This is a genomic window from Microcoleus sp. BROC3, from assembly GCF_036702515.1.
Taxonomy (GTDB): domain Bacteria; phylum Cyanobacteriota; class Cyanobacteriia; order Cyanobacteriales; family Microcoleaceae; genus Microcoleus.
Genome location: NZ_JAUBTQ010000001.1, coordinates 211,873 through 228,166, shown reverse-complemented (window position 1 = coordinate 228,166; position 16,294 = coordinate 211,873). Strand labels below are relative to the sequence as shown.

Genomic DNA, 16,294 nt, shown 5'->3' with positions numbered 1-16,294 from the left:
TCCTCGCTCTCTCGGCGGTTGAAACCGCTTCTACACCAACAAACTCCGCCTTCGCGGACTAAGAAATAGAGGCAAAATTTACCGCGAATTTGGTATTAGTAGGTTGGGTTGAGGTCACGAAACGAAACCCAACTTATTAAGTTTTTATATCGTTTAGGATGAACAGCGATGAATAGCAGTCAAAAATTTAATTTTAAATTATCCGAGCTTTTCTTAGAAAACTACGCAGATCCTCCTGAAGATCCATTGGGAGAGCTTTCTCATTTTGAAATGGGATGGCGATGTTTCTGTTTTGAATACAACCATAAAGTTTTCATAGAAATAGGTGATGCTCAAAAAGAGGTATTTTTAGATCCAGATATCTGTATGATGATTGACAATTACTTTCCCCAGGAAATTGCGAAGCTATCGCAAGGTAAACCAATAGAAATAGACTTTGGTGAGAGTTGGTTCACTATTATGTTGGTACAGATCAACAATAAGATTAACTGCACTTGGATCAAGTGTGGGACTTCGTGCTGGGAAAAGCATTTTGAGTTCGATCGCACTCAAGTATTAGATGTGCTCAGAGGTTTTCTTCAGGAAGTGATGCAGCTAGCTGTAGATAAGGGTTTCATCACGTTGGAAGAGAAGGAGGAATTTATTCGTCCAGCTTTTGCTAGCAGTACGGATGCTGCGGTATTGAGTAAGTAGTTGGTTCGGGTGGTGTTTTGGGCGAGCGACCTTTTTTAATATAATGACGGACAAGTTTCAATCCCTAATAAATATTTAGGTTAACTGCATTTTTAAAAGTTCCGTCCCACATCTTGCTAAATGTATCGGTTTCAGTCCCTAATAGAGATTTAGGTTAATTGCCACTCAAAAACGCATCCCTGTGCGCTTTTGACAGAGAATAAAGCTGTTTCAATCCCTAATGGGGATTTAGGTTAATTGTGGCTATGCAGGATTTAACGCTAAATACCCGCTTTGCGGTTTCAATTCTTAATTAAGTTAATTAATACCTCACATTCAATTACTATCTCATTTCCTATCCTGTTTCGTTTTTCTCTATCCCGTTTTGCTGTACTGGTAACACAGGATAAACAAAAAAAAAAGCATAACTTATCACAAAATTTTGTTGACTACTAGCCAGCTAATGTGCTAATAATAAATAAAGAACGTCCCTACTACTTGGAGGTGTTAGGGACGCTCTATGCAAACCATGAATTCGAGAAGGGTAGCCTTGAACTGCATTAAGCCGTTCTCAGGATTCTGGATGTTATTTAATTTATGCAAAACAATGATACCACAAAATCACGCGCGAACGCTACTCGAAAAGCTGCTCGCTCATCCTCATGGTTTGGAGATAGCCCGTATGGTTTATGGGTCGCACCCAAACAGTCAAGAGCTTACATCATCGGACATTCACCGCGATCTGCAAAAACTCAAAGACAGAGTGACTACCTTAGAACGGTTACACTCGGAAGATGAGGATCGGAAAGATAAAAACCGTGGATGGGAGTACGAGTCAGATTCCTGGGATAACAATGGTTCATCAAAAGCCGACTCGTTGGAACGCAAATATTCAGCCGAAAGACTAGGAAGCTGATAGAAAGTACGATCGCCCTTTCCATCCATAAAATAGGAGAATGGTAAAAGGCGATCGCACTTCACCTAAATGCTTAATGCGATCGCACGTTTTGCTGTTTTTCCTGCAAAAACTCCGCAAAATCGCAGACTTCAGCCACTAACTCGTCAGGTAAATTATTTAAAACCGACAGTAAATGCTCTCGAATCCCCATCATTTCGTCGGCCGATTTTATTAATTGCAACTGATGCGGATAAACTGTTTCAACACCAATCGTTTCCATAAATGCGCCCGGTTCATCCTGAGTTGCAGGCACAAAATCTCCGTCAACTTCCGCTTTCACCCATCCGCCAAATAATTCTACTAAATAAGCTTCACCGTTCTTGAAAACCTCAACAATTGCCCCGGCTGTTTCTGGCGGTGCAATCTCGCCATCAGCGAGGGCGACTGCTTCGGTTAAATTAACTGTATCAAATAATTGAAATTTGCTCATTTATGTCTCGCATAATTCTTGTGGAGCAGGCATCTTGCCTGCTCAAGACTCTGCTTTTCATCAGAAGTCTAATGTCCCAATAGCTTATCCCGCAAATGCTTAATCCGATCGCGCAATTTACCCGCCTCCTCAAACTCCAGCTTCTTAGCCGCCGCCTTCATCTGCGCTTCCAACCGCCCGATTAACTGAGGAATCTCATCCAAAGATAACTCGTTTACCTGTTCGTAAACCTCCTCCAACTGCTGAGAATTCAGCTTGCGCGACACGTCCAAAAATGCCAAAATCGCATTACTCGATCGCTTTTTGGCGATCGGCTGCGGCGTAATCCCGTGCATCTTATTGTACGCTAGCTGAATCCCCCGGCGGCGATCGGTTTCGTCGATCGCCTTAACCATACTATCCGTCAAATTATCCGCGTACAAAATAGCCTGTCCTTGAACGTGCCGCGCCGCCCTTCCAATCGTTTGAATCAACGAACGTCCCGATCGCAAAAACCCCTCTTTATCCGCATCCAAAATTACCACCAGCGAAACTTCCGGCAAATCCAAACCTTCCCGCAGCAAGTTAACACCAATCAATACATCAAACTTACCATCCTGCAAATCTTGGATAATTTCGATGCGTTGAATCGACTGAATTTCCGAGTGCAAATACCGGACTTTAATCGCCCTCTCCTGCAAATATTCGGTTAAATCTTCCGCCATCCGCTTCGTTAAAGTCGTCACCAAAACTCGCTCGTCCCGACTTACTCTCTCCTTGATTTCCCCCAACAAATCATCAATTTGTCCTTCCGTCGGGCGCACAAAAATTGTCGGATCTACTACTCCGGTAGGGCGAATTACTTGCTCTGCAACTCTACCTTCGGATATTTCCATTTCCCAATCCCCAGGCGTAGCAGAAACAAAGATGCACTGATTTTCTTTCGCCCAGAATTCCTCTGCTTTTAAAGGGCGGTTATCTGCCGCGCTGGGCAAGCGGAAACCGTGTTCGATCAATACTTTTTTGCGCGCTTGGTCGCCGTTGTACATTCCCCGAATTTGCGGCACGGTGACGTGAGATTCATCTATCACCAACATCCAATCTTTCGGGAAATAATCAATCAAACATTCTGGCGGTTCCCCCGCATTTCTCCCTGCTAAATGCCGCGAATAATTCTCGACTCCGTTGCAGTAACCTACCTCGCGCAGCATTTCCAAATCGTAGCGCGTGCGCTGTTCCAACCGCTGAGCTTCTAATAGTTTCCCCTGTTTTTCAAATTCTGCCAGTCGGTCTTCTAATTCGAGTTCTATTCCTTGGCAAGCAGCCTCTAATTTATCTTCGGCCGTGACAAAGTGGCGCGCTGGATAGATATTTAAAGCCGTTGAACTTTGCAGAATTTTACCTGTTACGGGGTCAACGTAGCGAATGGCATCAATTTCGTCGCCGAAGAATTCGACGCGAATAATTCTATCTTCGTAAGCGGGGCCAATTTCCAAAACATCGCCTTTGACGCGAAATTTACCTCTGCCTAAATCTATGTCGTTGCGGCTGTATTGAACGTTGACTAAATCTCGCAAAACTTGTCGCTGGTTGACTTCCATTCCTACTCGCAAAGGAATAGCCGCTTTCAGGTATTCTGCAGGCATTCCCAAACCGTAGATGCAGCTAATTGAAGCAACTACAATTACGTCGCGGCGTTCAAAGAGCGATCGCGTGGCTGAGTGCCGCAACATATCGATCTCGTCGTTAATTGCTGCCGTCTTCTCAATGAAAGTATCGGTTACGGCGATGTATGCTTCAGGTTGGTAGTAGTCGTAATAACTGACAAAGTATTCGACTGCATTGTTCGGGAAAAAATTTCGCAGTTCGTTACACAGTTGAGCTGCCAGGGTTTTGTTGTGTGCTAAGACTAAGGTGGGTCTGCCGACTTTTTCAATCACCGAGGCAATGGAGAAGGTTTTGCCCGTACCTGTGGCACCGAGTAAGGTTTGAAATCGATCCCCAGCTTCGATGCCTTTGACAAGTTGCTCGATCGCTAGCGGTTGGTCGCCTGTGGGCTGGAAGGGCGCTTGCAATTGAAAAGATGCTGCCGCAGTTACCATAGGAAAATGTAGCTATTACCCATAAATCTTAACAAAAATGCAGAGATTCTGCAATTTCGTTAAAAAAATAGTTAGACTTTGTAATATTATTTTAATCATCGGCCGAAATAGCAAGCAGAAAGCCAAGAAAAGCAGTTGTCCGCACCCAGCAATCAACGTCCCAAAATAAGCGAGGAAAAGAATTATGGATACCAGCAGTACAGGTACAAGCAAAAGCAAAGCGATCGCCCGCCGCGGCAAAGGCGGTTCCAAAAGCCAAGCGACAGAACCCACGGATGCCAAAGCAACAGGAATCCAACTTTATCGGCCGCAACTCATGCATGACAACCGCCCCGTCGGCCCGGACGATTTTACCATCAGCGAGACCGTCTCGATTTCGGGGAACCGCCCGATCGGCACTAGCACCCTGCACCTCAGCGAAACCTACGGCACTGTAGGCAATCGCCCGGTCGAATCCAGCGACTTTGAAGTGGTTGCTACACTCGGCAATCGCCCGATCGGCTCCAGCGCCATGCAAGTCAGTGAAATGTTCAGTATGTCCGGTGCTCGCCCTATTGCAATCAGCACTCTTCACATTGATGAAGTTTACTCCACAATGGGAGGAAACCGCCCCATTGCCTCAAATGAAATTGACGATAGCTCGACATTAATGGGCTTCTTAGATTAGTTAGTCATTGGTCATTAGTTATTAGTTTTTCGCTGTTAACTAATGACTAATTAAGCTTTTTTAGAGAAGTTCTTGACAAAGGCGATCGAGCAATTGAATCGTCTAAAGTGATTTATTTAATCCTGCAATTTTTAACAATCGGCGTTGCTGGTTTATGGTATGAATGACTCAATCTGCAAAAAATGAAACAAGCGCGTCAGAACATCTTCGGAATTTCCAACTTATATATTTTCCTACCGTGATTCAGCAACGCGAAGAGATTTTTACCCATTAAATGAGAGGGAATATCAAACGGTGTCTATCTGGATTATTCGTCATGGTCAAAGTCAATCCAATGCAGGGTTTGCAACTATTGGATCCCATGAAAATGCCTTAAGTGAATTGGGCTACCGACAATCAAGATGTATTCCAACCGCCGTTAAACAAACTCCAGACTTGATTGTGACTTCACCTTATCTGAGAACACAACTCACTGCTCAACCATTGATTGAACAATTTCCACATACACCCGTTGAGGTTTGGCAAGTTCAGGAATTTACCTATCTGGGCCTACAGTTCGACCAACCAACCACAATCATGGATCGCAAACCTCTGAGCAAAGCTTACTGGGACCGCTGCGACCCTGAATATGTCGATGGAACCAACGCCGAATCGTTGGTTCAACTGATGGAACGAGTCCGAAGTACCCTGAACCAGTTACAACAACAATCCGGTTTTGTAGTTGTCTTTTCACATGGATTTTTTATCAAAGCAATGCTGTGGCAGATTTTGGCTAACCCAACGGTAATTGATGCCGTTGCGATGAATCGGCTTTTGGGATTTTCGCGAGGATTTCGAGTACCGAATGCGTCAATTTTGCAGATGCAATTTGATTCAGGTGGGATAGCTCATTGGAGTTCCTTCATTACCAATCATCTGCCACCGGAGCTAGAATCGGCAGCACCCGATGCAACTGTGGCGAGCGATGCAGGCGATCGACCTTCGTAACCTACCTTCACTGGAACCATGGCTCAACCAACGCCAGAGTGGCGTTGCTGATTTATGGTATGAACGACTCAATCTGCAAAAAATGAAACAAGCGCGTCAGAACATCTTCGGAATTTCCAACTTATCTATTTTCATACCGTGATTCAGCAACGCCAAGAATCCTTTCGCCATTGTTAAATAGCTCAACTGGGTCAGGAAAAGCACGATCGCAAAAGCGCTGCAAATCTCTATTCCTAATGCGGTCACAGGTTAGCCAAAGAATTTGAGTTCGCTGCCAAAGCGAACTACTCAATCCACAAAATCTCACTTTTTAGTTACAACAACAGTATCTGAGCCGTTGGCAGGATCTCGATTAAATATTATTGATTTTTTTTTTGTAAGTGGTAATACTTATAGCAGAAGGCCTTCTGCAGAAAACTATCCAAGCAATAATTTCAACAATTAATAACGTCCTCAGCGTCTTCGCAGTTGCTATAAATGTTAATAGTTCACAAAATTTAACAGTTCACCTTTGAGATTTCAGAGTTCTAAGGACTATTGACTATGGACTAATAACTACTTCCCCAGACCCTGATATTTGCTCAATAAAGCAGCAAAGCGCTTGTAATCTAAAGGCTTCTCCAAATATTCCGCAGCTCCCAATTCCAAACCCTGATTTTTGTCGTCCAAAAAAGTCAACATAATCACCGGAATATCAGTCAAATCCGGATCGGCTTTCAACGCCGACAGCACCGCCCAGCCGTTCATACTCGGCATCATCACGTCCAGAGTAATCGCATCCGGCAGCAACTCCTTAGCCAACAGAAGCCCCGCTTGACCGCTAGCCGACGATCGCACCCGAAATCCCTGTTTCGACAAGCACCGGGCGATCAAATCCCGGGCGTCCGGATCGTCGTCAATCACTAGCACAGTAGCAGCATCGGGCAGATCCAGCGCTGGGGATCGCACTTCTTTTTGCTTCACTGCTGTCGCCGCTGCACGCGTCTCTAACTCTAGAGAAGACTCGGCCTGGATTTCTGCGATTTCTCGATCGGGCGCAACTTCTTTCTGGCTTTTAACCTCAATCGGCAAGCGGATCGTAAAAGTAGAACCGCAATCAAACTTGCTCTCAAGCGTAATATCCCCGCCCATCATCTGGCAAAACTTCCGGCTAATTGTCAGCCCCAAACCGGTGCCGCCATACCTGCGGGTAGTAGAATCGTCCGCTTGGGTGAAAGCTCCGAACAGCCTTGACACCTGATCCTCAGTCATGCCTATGCCGGTATCGGTGACTTGAAACACGATCGAAGGCTTTTGACACCGAGAAGGATCTGCCGAGAGTTCTTCGGAATTGTCGATCGGCAAAACTTCTCCTTCTTCTTTCCAAACATTAATCGTAATTTTGCCTCGCTCGGTAAACTTAGCAGCATTGCTCGCCAAATTCAACAGCGCTTGCCGCAGCTTCGACGAATCGGAGTAGATCGTGCCAATATTGCGATCGCAATTGACGATCAAAGTATTGCCATTTTTCCCTAGCGTCGGTTGAACAGTAGTGACAACCTCCTCGATCAAATCCCACACCTCAAAAGTCTCCAAGAAAAGAGTCACCTTTCCTGCTTCAATTTTAGAAATATCCAGGATGTCACTAATAATGGTGAGCAACTGCTTGCCTGCCATATTAATGCTTGCCAAATCCATCACAAACTCTTCTTCGCCGAGTTCCAGAGCCTCTTCTTGCAGCAGCTCGCTGTAGCCGATAATCGCATTCAAGGGCGTCCGCAACTCATGAGTCATATTTGCCAAAAAAGTGCTTTTCGCCCGGTTGGCAGCTTCAGCAGCGTTCTTAGCAACTTCCAATTCGCGAGATCGTTCCTCTAGCTGCCGCTGTCGCACTTCCAAACCGTTGAGCAAACTGCTAATTTGCTGAGCCATTGTATTGAGAGTAGAAGATAGCACGCCGATCGCGTCATTAGAAACCACCGGCGATCGAGCCGTCAAATCACCGCTGGCCATCTGTTCGGCAGTTTCCCGCAGCAAGCCGAGATTCCGAATAATTGCCGACACCGACACAAAAGCCACTATCCCCGCGATCAAACTCAAAACCAAAGCCCCCATCAGCCAGTGCTGAGTGCGGCTCGCCACAAAGAGAGTTTGCTGCACCAGCACCACCATTGCTGCCTCGGAAACCCCCGCCGCCGAACCTGAGGCAGCCTCTATTGTCAGCAAATAGTTCTTCATCTCCACAGAACCCATCCACCCCACTCCCACCGCCATCCAAGTTATCAGTACCAAGATGACAAACAGCCCGCTCAAAGACGCCCGAGTTCCCAGAGAAATCGGCCTCGGAGCAAGTGCCGCCGCCCAAGCACAGCCCTTGAGAAAAGGATCTGGCTGCACCGGTACACCCGAATTCCAAATCTCCTCAATTTGACCGTCCAACCTCACCTTACCAATCCGCACTGTTTTCCAGATATGCTGCGTTTGGGCATCTATTTTTACCTTGCCCGACGGCGCTGCAAACTCGATATTTTTAGCTGCCGCCCTGACTTTAAGCACATCTGTCGAACCAGCTTTTTCTACTGCTTGCTTCCACAGGTAAACGCCCAAATAAGCCGCTTCGATCGGGTCATCCGTGACTCGATTTTCCCCGTATCGGGCTTTATAAGCCTTGACAAATTTACGGTTTTCCGGTGTATCCACCGTTTGAAAATAGTTCCAAACCACCAAATGTCCGGCAATATTGGACGGCCCGATCGCCCGCACTTCCTCTTCTGCTATGCTGACCGACATCACCGGAAAATCCTCAGGTTTCAAGCCAGCTTCCCGCAGCTTTTGGAAAAATGCCACATTGCTGTCGCCGTTGAGAGTGTTGACAATAGCATCAGGTTTCACTGCTAAAATATGTGCGATCGCCTCGCCCACTTCCTTAGAACCCAGCGGCAGATACACTTCTCCCGCCAACTCTCCCCCCAGTGCCGCCAGTTGAGCTTTCACAATCCGATTTGCCGTCCGGGGAAAGATATAGTCCGAACCCAACAGGAAAATTTTCCGCTTCCCCTGTGCCAGCAAGTAATTCACCCCAGGCACAATCTGTTGGTTCGGGGCAGCACCAGTGTAGAAAATATTCGGACACTGTTCTAGCCCTTCATACTGCACCGGATAGAACAGCAACCCTCTGCCGTGCTCAAAAATCGGCAGTACAGCCTTGCGGCTCGCCGAAGTCCAACAGCCAAATACCACCGCCACCTGAGCTTCTAAGAGCAATTGCTTAGCTTTTTGAGCAAAAGTCTGCAAATCGCTGGCTCCATCTTCTATAACCGCTGCCAAGGGGCGTCCGAGTACCCCTCCCGCCGCATTAATTTCCTCAACAGCCAACAGCGTTGCGTCTTTCACAGAAATTTCGCTGATGGACATCGTGCCCGTCAGCGAATGCAAAACGCCTATTTTGATCGGCTCACGAGTCGGGCCGGCTGTTTCGAGGGGGTTACTGCTCGTTGCTCCCATAAGTTTTTAGATAATTTATTACTAATAACAGAAATTTTAGTTCGATTCCGCAGAAAATTAGCCTTGATGCTAACTCTTGTTTAGCAGATTATTTAACCCGATCGCCACCATACTTGCCAATTGCTGCACCCTGTTGATTTTAACGGTCAAACTGCTACATCTGACTTAAGTCTGCACTAACCTGTCGCCTATTTCTCTCTTCATCTTTTACGGATGTCGAAAGAGCCTCATCCAACAAAATTTGCCACTTAATGCGATCGCGCCGCAGAAAAATTCTCCCCATCCCCCGCCCTCCCGCTCCTCCCCTCTCCCCAACTCATTCACGGGATAGCCTTGTGAGTCATCAAGAATTTCACACACTCACGAACTCATCCCTTTCCCATATCTTTCTTCCGGCAGATGGAAGTCTCCTTAATTTCTCTTAGTTTAAAGTTACAAAATATTACCCAGTCCCTATCTATCTTCAGGCAGAGGGAAGGCTTCGTGATTAGCGTTATCTTAAATATAAGGTTAAGTTGTAACTAGCCTTGTTAAAAATAACTTTTACCAACAATAGGGTCAAGACAAATGAGTATTGAAGAAAACGCGACCCACACTGGCAGCGATACTCAAGTAACGCTACCAAAATCAAAGGAAACATTGCTGGGCGAAGAAACAGAAAAAGCCCTCTGTGAACACAAACAAAAAGATGCTCAAACTATGCGGGCTGTGGATCAGTTGAAAGAAGAACTTCAGCACAAAATAGATACAGAATGTCATCACAAGGTTGATTAAAACTAATACGAATTTTTTTAGGGTGTGGGTAAGATGCGGTCTTGTCCACACCCGCTTTTTGAAGGCAGAATTAAATAAAAAAATTATAATTTAAAAAATTTTTTTTTCACATAAATACTTCATTGCAGCCAGCAACAACGGTAAAAAAAACCGGTAAGTATGAAAGTGGCAGTCTGTCCAAGACTGAAAAATAACTCTTCCATCTTCCCTCTTCATCTTTTATTCATTCTTTCTTCCTAGAGGTAGAGTGCAACGCAGCTCCTAGTTACCTATGATGAGTTTATTAAGTAAAAAACGTCAAATTAGATACAGATAGGGAGAAACCAATGAGCACTGAAGATAGAGCAAAGGCTACTGGCGACAACATCGCAGGCAAAGCTCAAGAAGCCCTAGGCAATGTTACTGGCGACCCGAAGGATAAAGCAGAAGGCAAAGCCAAGCAGGCAAAAGCTGAAGCTGGTCACGCGATCGAAGATGTAAAAGATGAGCTCAAAAAGAAACTAGACTAAGCCTAATACTAATTGAAAGGGTCGAGCAACCTGACCCTTTCAAGTATTCCAAATGTTTTTTGAACGGAGGAAAAAAAGGTGAGTTTATTGCAGCAGAGTCGCAAAATAATTGCGGGCTTACTCTTGGTTTTAATGCTGGCTATTACGACTGCCTGCGCGCCCAGCGTTTCAACCCAAAAACCGACTGATGTACCTGTAGCAATTGGCGGCAGTCAGGGTTATTACGCGCAGCTAGAACGTGGCAATACCGCCGCAGGTCAAGATTTTGGTCAATGGGTAACAAAAACGGCTAAGGGCCTGGTTCAGGATGCTTACGTTCGCGACAATAACAAATTGGGCGTTGTAATTACTCCGCAAGTCCGCCCGACTGAAGTGAAAGATTTGGCGAAATCTTTAGCACAAGGTTTTCACCGCAATTTCCCAAATCAGGATGTAAGTGTTTTGGTTTATGCTCCTGACAAAAAACTGATTTTGACGGCTAAGTACGACCAGCAATCAAATCAAATTGAATACAAGTCTTGACCTGGTTAGCCAGCTTGAATGGTAGGGGCGCGGCGGTTTAATATTTCGCAGTTTTTTGAAGCCGAAACAATCTCAAGTAGACACAGAACAGTTGTGTAGATAGGAAGAGATTTATCATGAGTAGCAGCGATAATTACAAGCGTCAAATCATGAGCGATTTGGCCCAAGGAAATCGAGAAATAATGCCGGAGACAACCGGTGAAGAGTACGAAAATTTTGACGATTTTGCTCAGAGAACTTCGCCCGATCAGCGCAAACAATTATTCGGGCGTTCTCTGAATCACGACTCCCTCCCGCCGGCGCAGTTGGAACCGGAATTGCAAAAGGCGATCGCCCAAATTAAGCCAAACGAACGCGACGACGTGGCCCGGGAATTCTTCAAGCATTTAGGCAAGAGAGGATTGGACGATCGGCAATTAGAAAAGCAGCTAGGACTTTCTACCCACCACGCCAGCCGGATGAATGCTGACGATGTTACCAAGCTTGCCTCGTTTACCTATCACAATCACCCGGATATTTTCCGAGAAGTGCTGGCAGAACAGCCGAGTTTGATGAAGTTTTTGGGAAATCCAATTGTGGCGGGTATTTTGGGAATAGTTGCTGCTAAATGGCTCAACAACCGCAAATAGTCTCGGACTCACACAAGTTTCAAAGCTGATACTACGTGCAGCAAATAAAAGGACGATCGCCCGGGCGATCGCCCTTTTATCTTTTATATGTAGTCCTGTAGTAAAATAACCGCGATCGCGTTTTTAGGAAGGATTTTAGTCATCATAAAACTCACTCAAACTTTAGTCCTCACTACAAACATCTTTGATGGCAGTCCTTCGACGGAACATAAGATTATAATACTAAATCCAGAGTGTTTAAATCTTAATTATTGGGATCTTAGCTGTTCGGGTAAGTAAAAAACCTTGCCAATTACCGATTACGAATTACTAATTATTGCTTAAAGCTAAAAATAGCTGCACAACAGTAAAGTGCGGTATACCTGACACTCCGCAAAATTAAATGTACGATTAAGTGTTGCCGTGAATGAGAAAAAAAGATGAACGTATCCACTATTTGGCGAAAACTCCGCAGCCAGCAAGCCTTCTGCTTGGCTGCACTCCTGGCAGGTTGCCTGGTATTTATCGGTTGTTCCCCCGCACAGTCAGCGGCTGGCAATTCAGTCGATCCCAAGTTGAAAGAGCAAGTCTTGCAGATTATCCGCGAAAATCCGCAAGCAATTTTAGATTCGGTACAAGCGTACCAGCAACAGCAGCAGCAGTCTCTCAAAGCAGCGCAGGAATCATTTTTGCAGGAGATGAAAACTAATCCCAAATCTGCGATTGGGGATTCTCCCAGCACGGGTTCAGCTTCGCAGCAGATTGTACTTTTAGAATTCTCTGACTTTCAATGTCCGTTTTGCGCGCGCGCTCACGATACTGTCAAGCAGTTTATGGCAAAACACCAGGACAAAGTTACTTTAGCTTACAAGCATTTACCCTTGACTTCAATTCACCCTCAAGCGCTGCCAGCAGCTAAAGCAGCTTGGGCTGCTGGGCAGCAGGGCAAATTCTGGGAATATTACAGCGCTTTGTTTGAAGGGCAGAAACAGTTAGGCGAACCATTGTACGCATCCATCGCCCAAAAGCTCAATCTAAAATTAGATAAATTCAACACCGATCGCAACAGCCCCGCTGCCGAAGCCGCCATTGCCAAAGACGTGCAACTCGCTCAACAACTGGGCATTCAAGGGACTCCCTTCTTTATTATGAACGGTAAAACTTTCTCCGGGGCGATCGAGCTTTCTGAGATGGAAAGCATTCTCGCTAGTATCTCCAAATAAGTAAGCCCACCTGAAAAAACAGAACGCCCAGAGCCCCGATTTCTTAAAGAAGTCGGGGCTCGAATGCGCGATCGGGTCGATCGCTCTATTTACTGACTACTTTTTACGATGGGGAACAAATTTGCTCTAAGTGTTGTCTTAGTAAGACTCTAAGCTGCTTATGACTTAAATATTATATCTTGCCTTTTACAAGCTTTCCCAAACGTAGCTAGTGGATTCAAATGATTATTTGTCAATATTAATTTGAATTCTTTTGGCAAGACGATCGCGGCTTTTAAGCTCCATTTCCCTTGCATCTACGAGGAAAATCGATCATGGAAAAAATTACGCAAATAGTTGTCATTGACCCAACCGTTGAAGATTATCAAAGCCTTGCACCAAGCGCCGAACCAAGGAAAGAGATTTTTATACTCGATCGGGCGGGGGATGGAGTCGAGCAAATTACAGAGTTATTAGCTAGCTACACGGATATTTCCGCCGTTCACATTGTTTCTCACGGCGGGCCTGGAAATTTGCAACTGGGGTCAATTCAGCTAAATTCTGACAACCTAGACGAATATGGCGATCGACTTGGGCAGTGGAAAAAGGCATTAGCCCCTAACGCCGATATCCTCCTGTACGGTTGCAACGTGGCGGCAGAAATCGCCCCACCGATAGCGGGGCGATCGTTTTTGCAACGCCTCAATCAACTCACAGGTGCAGACATCGCCGCTTCCAAAAACCTGACAGGAAGTGCTGCATTAGGCGGTGACTGGGATTTAGAAGTAACAATTGGTTCGATTGAGACACCTTTGGCATTCACCCAAGAGGCGATGGCAAGTTACGATCGTGTTTTACCTACCATCAACGTCACCACCACTACCGACGAAGATAATGGCATCTTAGGCGGAGGTAGCGGCATCTCTTTGCGCGAAGCCATTCGTTACTCTGCGGCTGGCGACAGCATCATTCTGCCTGTTGGCAACTATAACCTAGCGATCGCGGGGACAGGCGAAAACTTAGGTGCTACAGGCGACCTCGACATCACTAAAAACCTCACCATTACAGGCGCAAGTCAAGCCACAACAATTAACGCCGCTACAATCGATCGCGCTTTCCACGTCACAGCCGCAGGCATCACCTTCAACATCTCCGATTTATCAATTAAAAATGGTAACGCTAACGGGATAATCGCTGGTGACGACCAAGGCGGCGGCATCTTTAACAACGGCGGCACAGTTAATGTTAACAATGTCACTTTCGACACTAACGTAGCAGCTAACAGCGGCGGCGGTATCAGAACCGAAGGTGGAACCGTAACTGTCACCAACAGTACATTTACTACAAACACGGCCCTGAGTGGCGGCGCTATCTATAACAATAATGGCACGGTGACAGTCAGCAACAGCACCCTCACTAACAACAAAGCAACCGGATTTGGCGGCGGTGCGATCAGAAACCAAGCCACCATGACAGTCACTAACAGCAACTTCACCAACAACGAAGTGACATCCCAAGGCGGCGGCGCTATTTATACAGAGGGCAATCTAGATATTTCGGGCAGCACTTTCTCCGCTAATAAAGCTAGCGACACCAACGTTTTCGCAGGCGGGGGTGCCATTTATGACGGCAGCCCGTCCAACACAAACATCACCAACAGCACCTTTTCTGGCAACACAGCAAACGCTGAAGGCGGTGCCATTTTCAAACCCGGTGGCAGCATATTAACTATTAACAATAGCACGATCGCTAACAACACCGCCGATGCCGATAATAACAACCAAGCTAATGACAATGGCGGCGGAATCTTCAGGCAAGCCGGCACAGTTAACGTCAAAAATACCATCATCGCTGCCAACATTGATAACACAGCAGCCGGAACCATACATCCCGACGTTTCAGGGCAATTCGTCAGTCAAGGCAATAACTTAATTGGCAACAGCACTGGCAGTACAGGGTTTACCAATGGCACGAATAACGATAAAGTAGGCACTGCTGGCAGCCAGATCGATCCATTACTTGATGCTTTAGCTAATAACGGCGGCCTCACGTTTACTCGCGCCTTACTCTCAGGTAGTCCAGCATTCAACGCAGGCAACAACACTGGTGTTTCAACTAACGATCAACGAGGTGCTGGTTTTGCCCGCATCGGCAACGGCATCGTTGACATTGGTGCTTATGAATATCCCGACATTCTAGTTAACTTTGGTGCTCCCACTTTCTCAGGTACAGAAGGAATTGCTGCTAATACTGTTACTATCCCAGTCACTCTCAGCGCTACTCCCCTTGCCAATGTCACCGTACCATTAGTTAACACAGGTACGGCTACCCAAGGCGCAGGTTCTGACTACACTTTTACCCCTGGCTCTATCACTTTTAATGCTGGTAGCAGTGGTGCAGCCCTTACCCAAAATCTCACTGTTACTATCAATCCTGATGACATCCCAGAAAATGATGAAACAGCCGTTTTCAACTTCGGTACTATTATTAATGCCGTTGCTGGAACTACTAACCAAACTACCCTAACTATACCCGCCAACGACCCGATTTCTTATGCGATCGCACTCACAAATCCAGCCACAGGTTCCTTAACAGAAGGCAACTCCGGCACTCAACCCGTCACTTTCACCGTCACTCGCAGCGGCGGCACGGGGGTAGCGAGTACAGTAAATTATGCGATCGCTGGTACCGCGACCAACAGCGAAGACTACAATATTATCAATGCTGCGGGGGCTACTAGCGCCTCCGGGACGATCGCCTTTGCCGCCAACGAAACAACTAAAACTATTGCTGTGGATGTCTTGGGCGAAACCGCAGTTGAACCTGACGAGACAATTACCGTCACCCTCAGCAACCCAAATTTGACCCCAGCGCCGGAAAGTTCGACTGTCACCACCAGCACCGCCACTGCTACCATCACCAATGATGATACTCCTATCTCGATCGGTGATGTAGTTGTTACCGAAGGAAATACCGGCACTGTTAGCGCCAACTTTGCCGTCTCCCTATCAGCAGCTTCTAGCTTGCCCGTCACCGTCAATTACGCCACGTCAGACGTTACTGCTAACACTGCTGATAGCGATTACGCGGCGGCCGCAGGCAGCGTCACCTTCAATGCCGGGGACACGACAAAAACTATTACTGTTGCTGTCAACGGCGATTCTAAGTTTGAAACTGACGAAACATTTAACGTCAACCTCAGCACCGCTGTCAATGCGACTATTACTAAAGCGACGGGCATAGGTACGATCGTAAATGACGACTTGGAGTCACCAACTCCGACACCGACGCCGACGCCGACGCCAACTCCGACACCGACGCCGACGCCGACGCCAACTCCGACGCCGACGCCAACTCCGACACCGACACCAACTCCAACAGAAACTCCGACTCCGACTCCG

Annotated in this window: 14 protein-coding genes; 10 read left to right on the top strand and 4 right to left on the bottom strand. The window is 46.5% G+C overall.

Features of this window, described 5'->3' with window-relative positions:
- Positions 1-168 precede the first annotated feature (168 nt).
- Both QUB30_RS01010 and QUB30_RS01005 read left to right on the top strand, forming a co-directional pair.
- The gene (locus tag QUB30_RS01010; RefSeq protein WP_333327773.1) at positions 169-693 is read left to right on the top strand and encodes a hypothetical protein; all 525 of its coding nucleotides are present in this window, start codon (positions 169-171) and stop codon (positions 691-693) included.
- Positions 694-1,279: 586 nt separating this feature from the next.
- Entirely contained in the window at positions 1,280-1,588 is a 309-nt protein-coding gene (locus tag QUB30_RS01005) for a hypothetical protein (RefSeq protein WP_333327770.1), read from the top strand.
- Between the two features lie 73 nt (positions 1,589-1,661).
- On the opposite strand, the gene QUB30_RS01000 is transcribed toward QUB30_RS01005, so the two are convergent.
- Together QUB30_RS01000 and uvrB are read right to left on the bottom strand one after the other, a co-directional pair.
- Positions 1,662-2,060 carry a DUF2281 domain-containing protein gene (locus QUB30_RS01000; RefSeq protein WP_333327767.1) on the bottom strand — a complete coding sequence of 133 codons (399 nt, stop codon included), beginning with the start codon at positions 2,058-2,060 and terminating at the stop codon, positions 1,662-1,664.
- A 68-nt stretch (positions 2,061-2,128) separates the two neighbouring features.
- Positions 2,129-4,141 (bottom strand): excinuclease ABC subunit UvrB, encoded by a 2,013-nt coding sequence (gene uvrB / locus QUB30_RS00995; RefSeq protein ID WP_333037910.1) that lies wholly within the window; start codon positions 4,139-4,141, stop codon positions 2,129-2,131.
- Between the two features lie 184 nt (positions 4,142-4,325).
- Here uvrB and QUB30_RS00990 point away from each other — a divergent pair, with 184 nt between their 5' ends.
- Both QUB30_RS00990 and QUB30_RS00985 read left to right on the top strand, forming a co-directional pair.
- Complete coding sequence (locus QUB30_RS00990; protein ID WP_333327764.1) at positions 4,326-4,808, top strand: hypothetical protein; 483 nt, start codon at positions 4,326-4,328, stop codon at positions 4,806-4,808.
- A 294-nt stretch (positions 4,809-5,102) separates the two neighbouring features.
- On the top strand, positions 5,103-5,795 hold the full coding sequence (locus tag QUB30_RS00985; protein ID WP_333327761.1) for a histidine phosphatase family protein: 693 nt from the start codon (positions 5,103-5,105) through the stop codon (positions 5,793-5,795).
- 555 nt (positions 5,796-6,350) lie between these two features.
- On the opposite strand, the gene urtA is transcribed toward QUB30_RS00985, so the two are convergent.
- Together urtA and QUB30_RS00975 are read right to left on the bottom strand one after the other, a co-directional pair.
- A complete protein-coding gene (gene urtA, locus QUB30_RS00980; protein ID WP_333327758.1) occupies positions 6,351-9,278 on the bottom strand; it encodes an urea ABC transporter substrate-binding protein in 2,928 nt (975 codons plus the stop codon).
- Positions 9,279-9,432: 154 nt separating this feature from the next.
- Positions 9,433-9,561 (bottom strand): hypothetical protein, encoded by a 129-nt coding sequence (locus QUB30_RS00975; protein WP_333327754.1) that lies wholly within the window; start codon positions 9,559-9,561, stop codon positions 9,433-9,435.
- A 284-nt stretch (positions 9,562-9,845) separates the two neighbouring features.
- Between QUB30_RS00975 and QUB30_RS00970 the strand changes: the two genes are divergently transcribed.
- From QUB30_RS00970 to QUB30_RS00945, 6 genes are all read left to right on the top strand, one after another.
- Positions 9,846-10,052 carry a hypothetical protein gene (locus tag QUB30_RS00970; RefSeq protein WP_333327751.1) on the top strand — a complete coding sequence of 69 codons (207 nt, stop codon included), beginning with the start codon at positions 9,846-9,848 and terminating at the stop codon, positions 10,050-10,052.
- A gap of 326 nt (positions 10,053-10,378) precedes the next feature.
- Positions 10,379-10,561 (top strand): CsbD family protein, encoded by a 183-nt coding sequence (locus QUB30_RS00965; protein ID WP_333131066.1) that lies wholly within the window; start codon positions 10,379-10,381, stop codon positions 10,559-10,561.
- Positions 10,562-10,639: 78 nt separating this feature from the next.
- Positions 10,640-11,083, top strand: a complete 444-nt coding sequence (locus tag QUB30_RS00960) for a hypothetical protein (protein ID WP_333034603.1) — start codon at positions 10,640-10,642, stop codon at positions 11,081-11,083.
- Positions 11,084-11,199: 116 nt separating this feature from the next.
- Complete coding sequence (locus tag QUB30_RS00955; protein ID WP_333327748.1) at positions 11,200-11,712, top strand: hypothetical protein; 513 nt, start codon at positions 11,200-11,202, stop codon at positions 11,710-11,712.
- Positions 11,713-12,131: 419 nt separating this feature from the next.
- The gene (locus QUB30_RS00950; protein WP_333327745.1) at positions 12,132-12,914 is read left to right on the top strand and encodes a DsbA family protein; all 783 of its coding nucleotides are present in this window, start codon (positions 12,132-12,134) and stop codon (positions 12,912-12,914) included.
- Positions 12,915-13,228: 314 nt separating this feature from the next.
- Positions 13,229-16,294, top strand: a 3,066-nt coding sequence (locus QUB30_RS00945; RefSeq protein WP_333327742.1) for a DUF4347 domain-containing protein, incomplete at its 3' end; no start/stop codon positions are given.

Coding starts and splice junctions, on each gene's coding strand:
- QUB30_RS01005 (WP_333327770.1), top strand. CDS start 1,280: ATGATACCACAAAATCACGCGCGAACGCTACTCGAAAAGCTGCTCGCT.
- uvrB (WP_333037910.1), bottom strand. CDS start 4,141: ATGGTAACTGCGGCAGCATCTTTTCAATTGCAAGCGCCCTTCCAGCCC.
- QUB30_RS00990 (WP_333327764.1), top strand. CDS start 4,326: ATGGATACCAGCAGTACAGGTACAAGCAAAAGCAAAGCGATCGCCCGC.
- QUB30_RS00950 (WP_333327745.1), top strand. CDS start 12,132: ATGAACGTATCCACTATTTGGCGAAAACTCCGCAGCCAGCAAGCCTTC.
- QUB30_RS00970 (WP_333327751.1), top strand. CDS start 9,846: ATGAGTATTGAAGAAAACGCGACCCACACTGGCAGCGATACTCAAGTA.
- QUB30_RS01000 (WP_333327767.1), bottom strand. CDS start 2,060: ATGAGCAAATTTCAATTATTTGATACAGTTAATTTAACCGAAGCAGTC.
- QUB30_RS00975 (WP_333327754.1), bottom strand. CDS start 9,561: ATGGGGAGAATTTTTCTGCGGCGCGATCGCATTAAGTGGCAAATTTTG.
- QUB30_RS01010 (WP_333327773.1), top strand. CDS start 169: ATGAATAGCAGTCAAAAATTTAATTTTAAATTATCCGAGCTTTTCTTA.
- QUB30_RS00965 (WP_333131066.1), top strand. CDS start 10,379: ATGAGCACTGAAGATAGAGCAAAGGCTACTGGCGACAACATCGCAGGC.
- urtA (WP_333327758.1), bottom strand. CDS start 9,278: ATGGGAGCAACGAGCAGTAACCCCCTCGAAACAGCCGGCCCGACTCGT.
- QUB30_RS00955 (WP_333327748.1), top strand. CDS start 11,200: ATGAGTAGCAGCGATAATTACAAGCGTCAAATCATGAGCGATTTGGCC.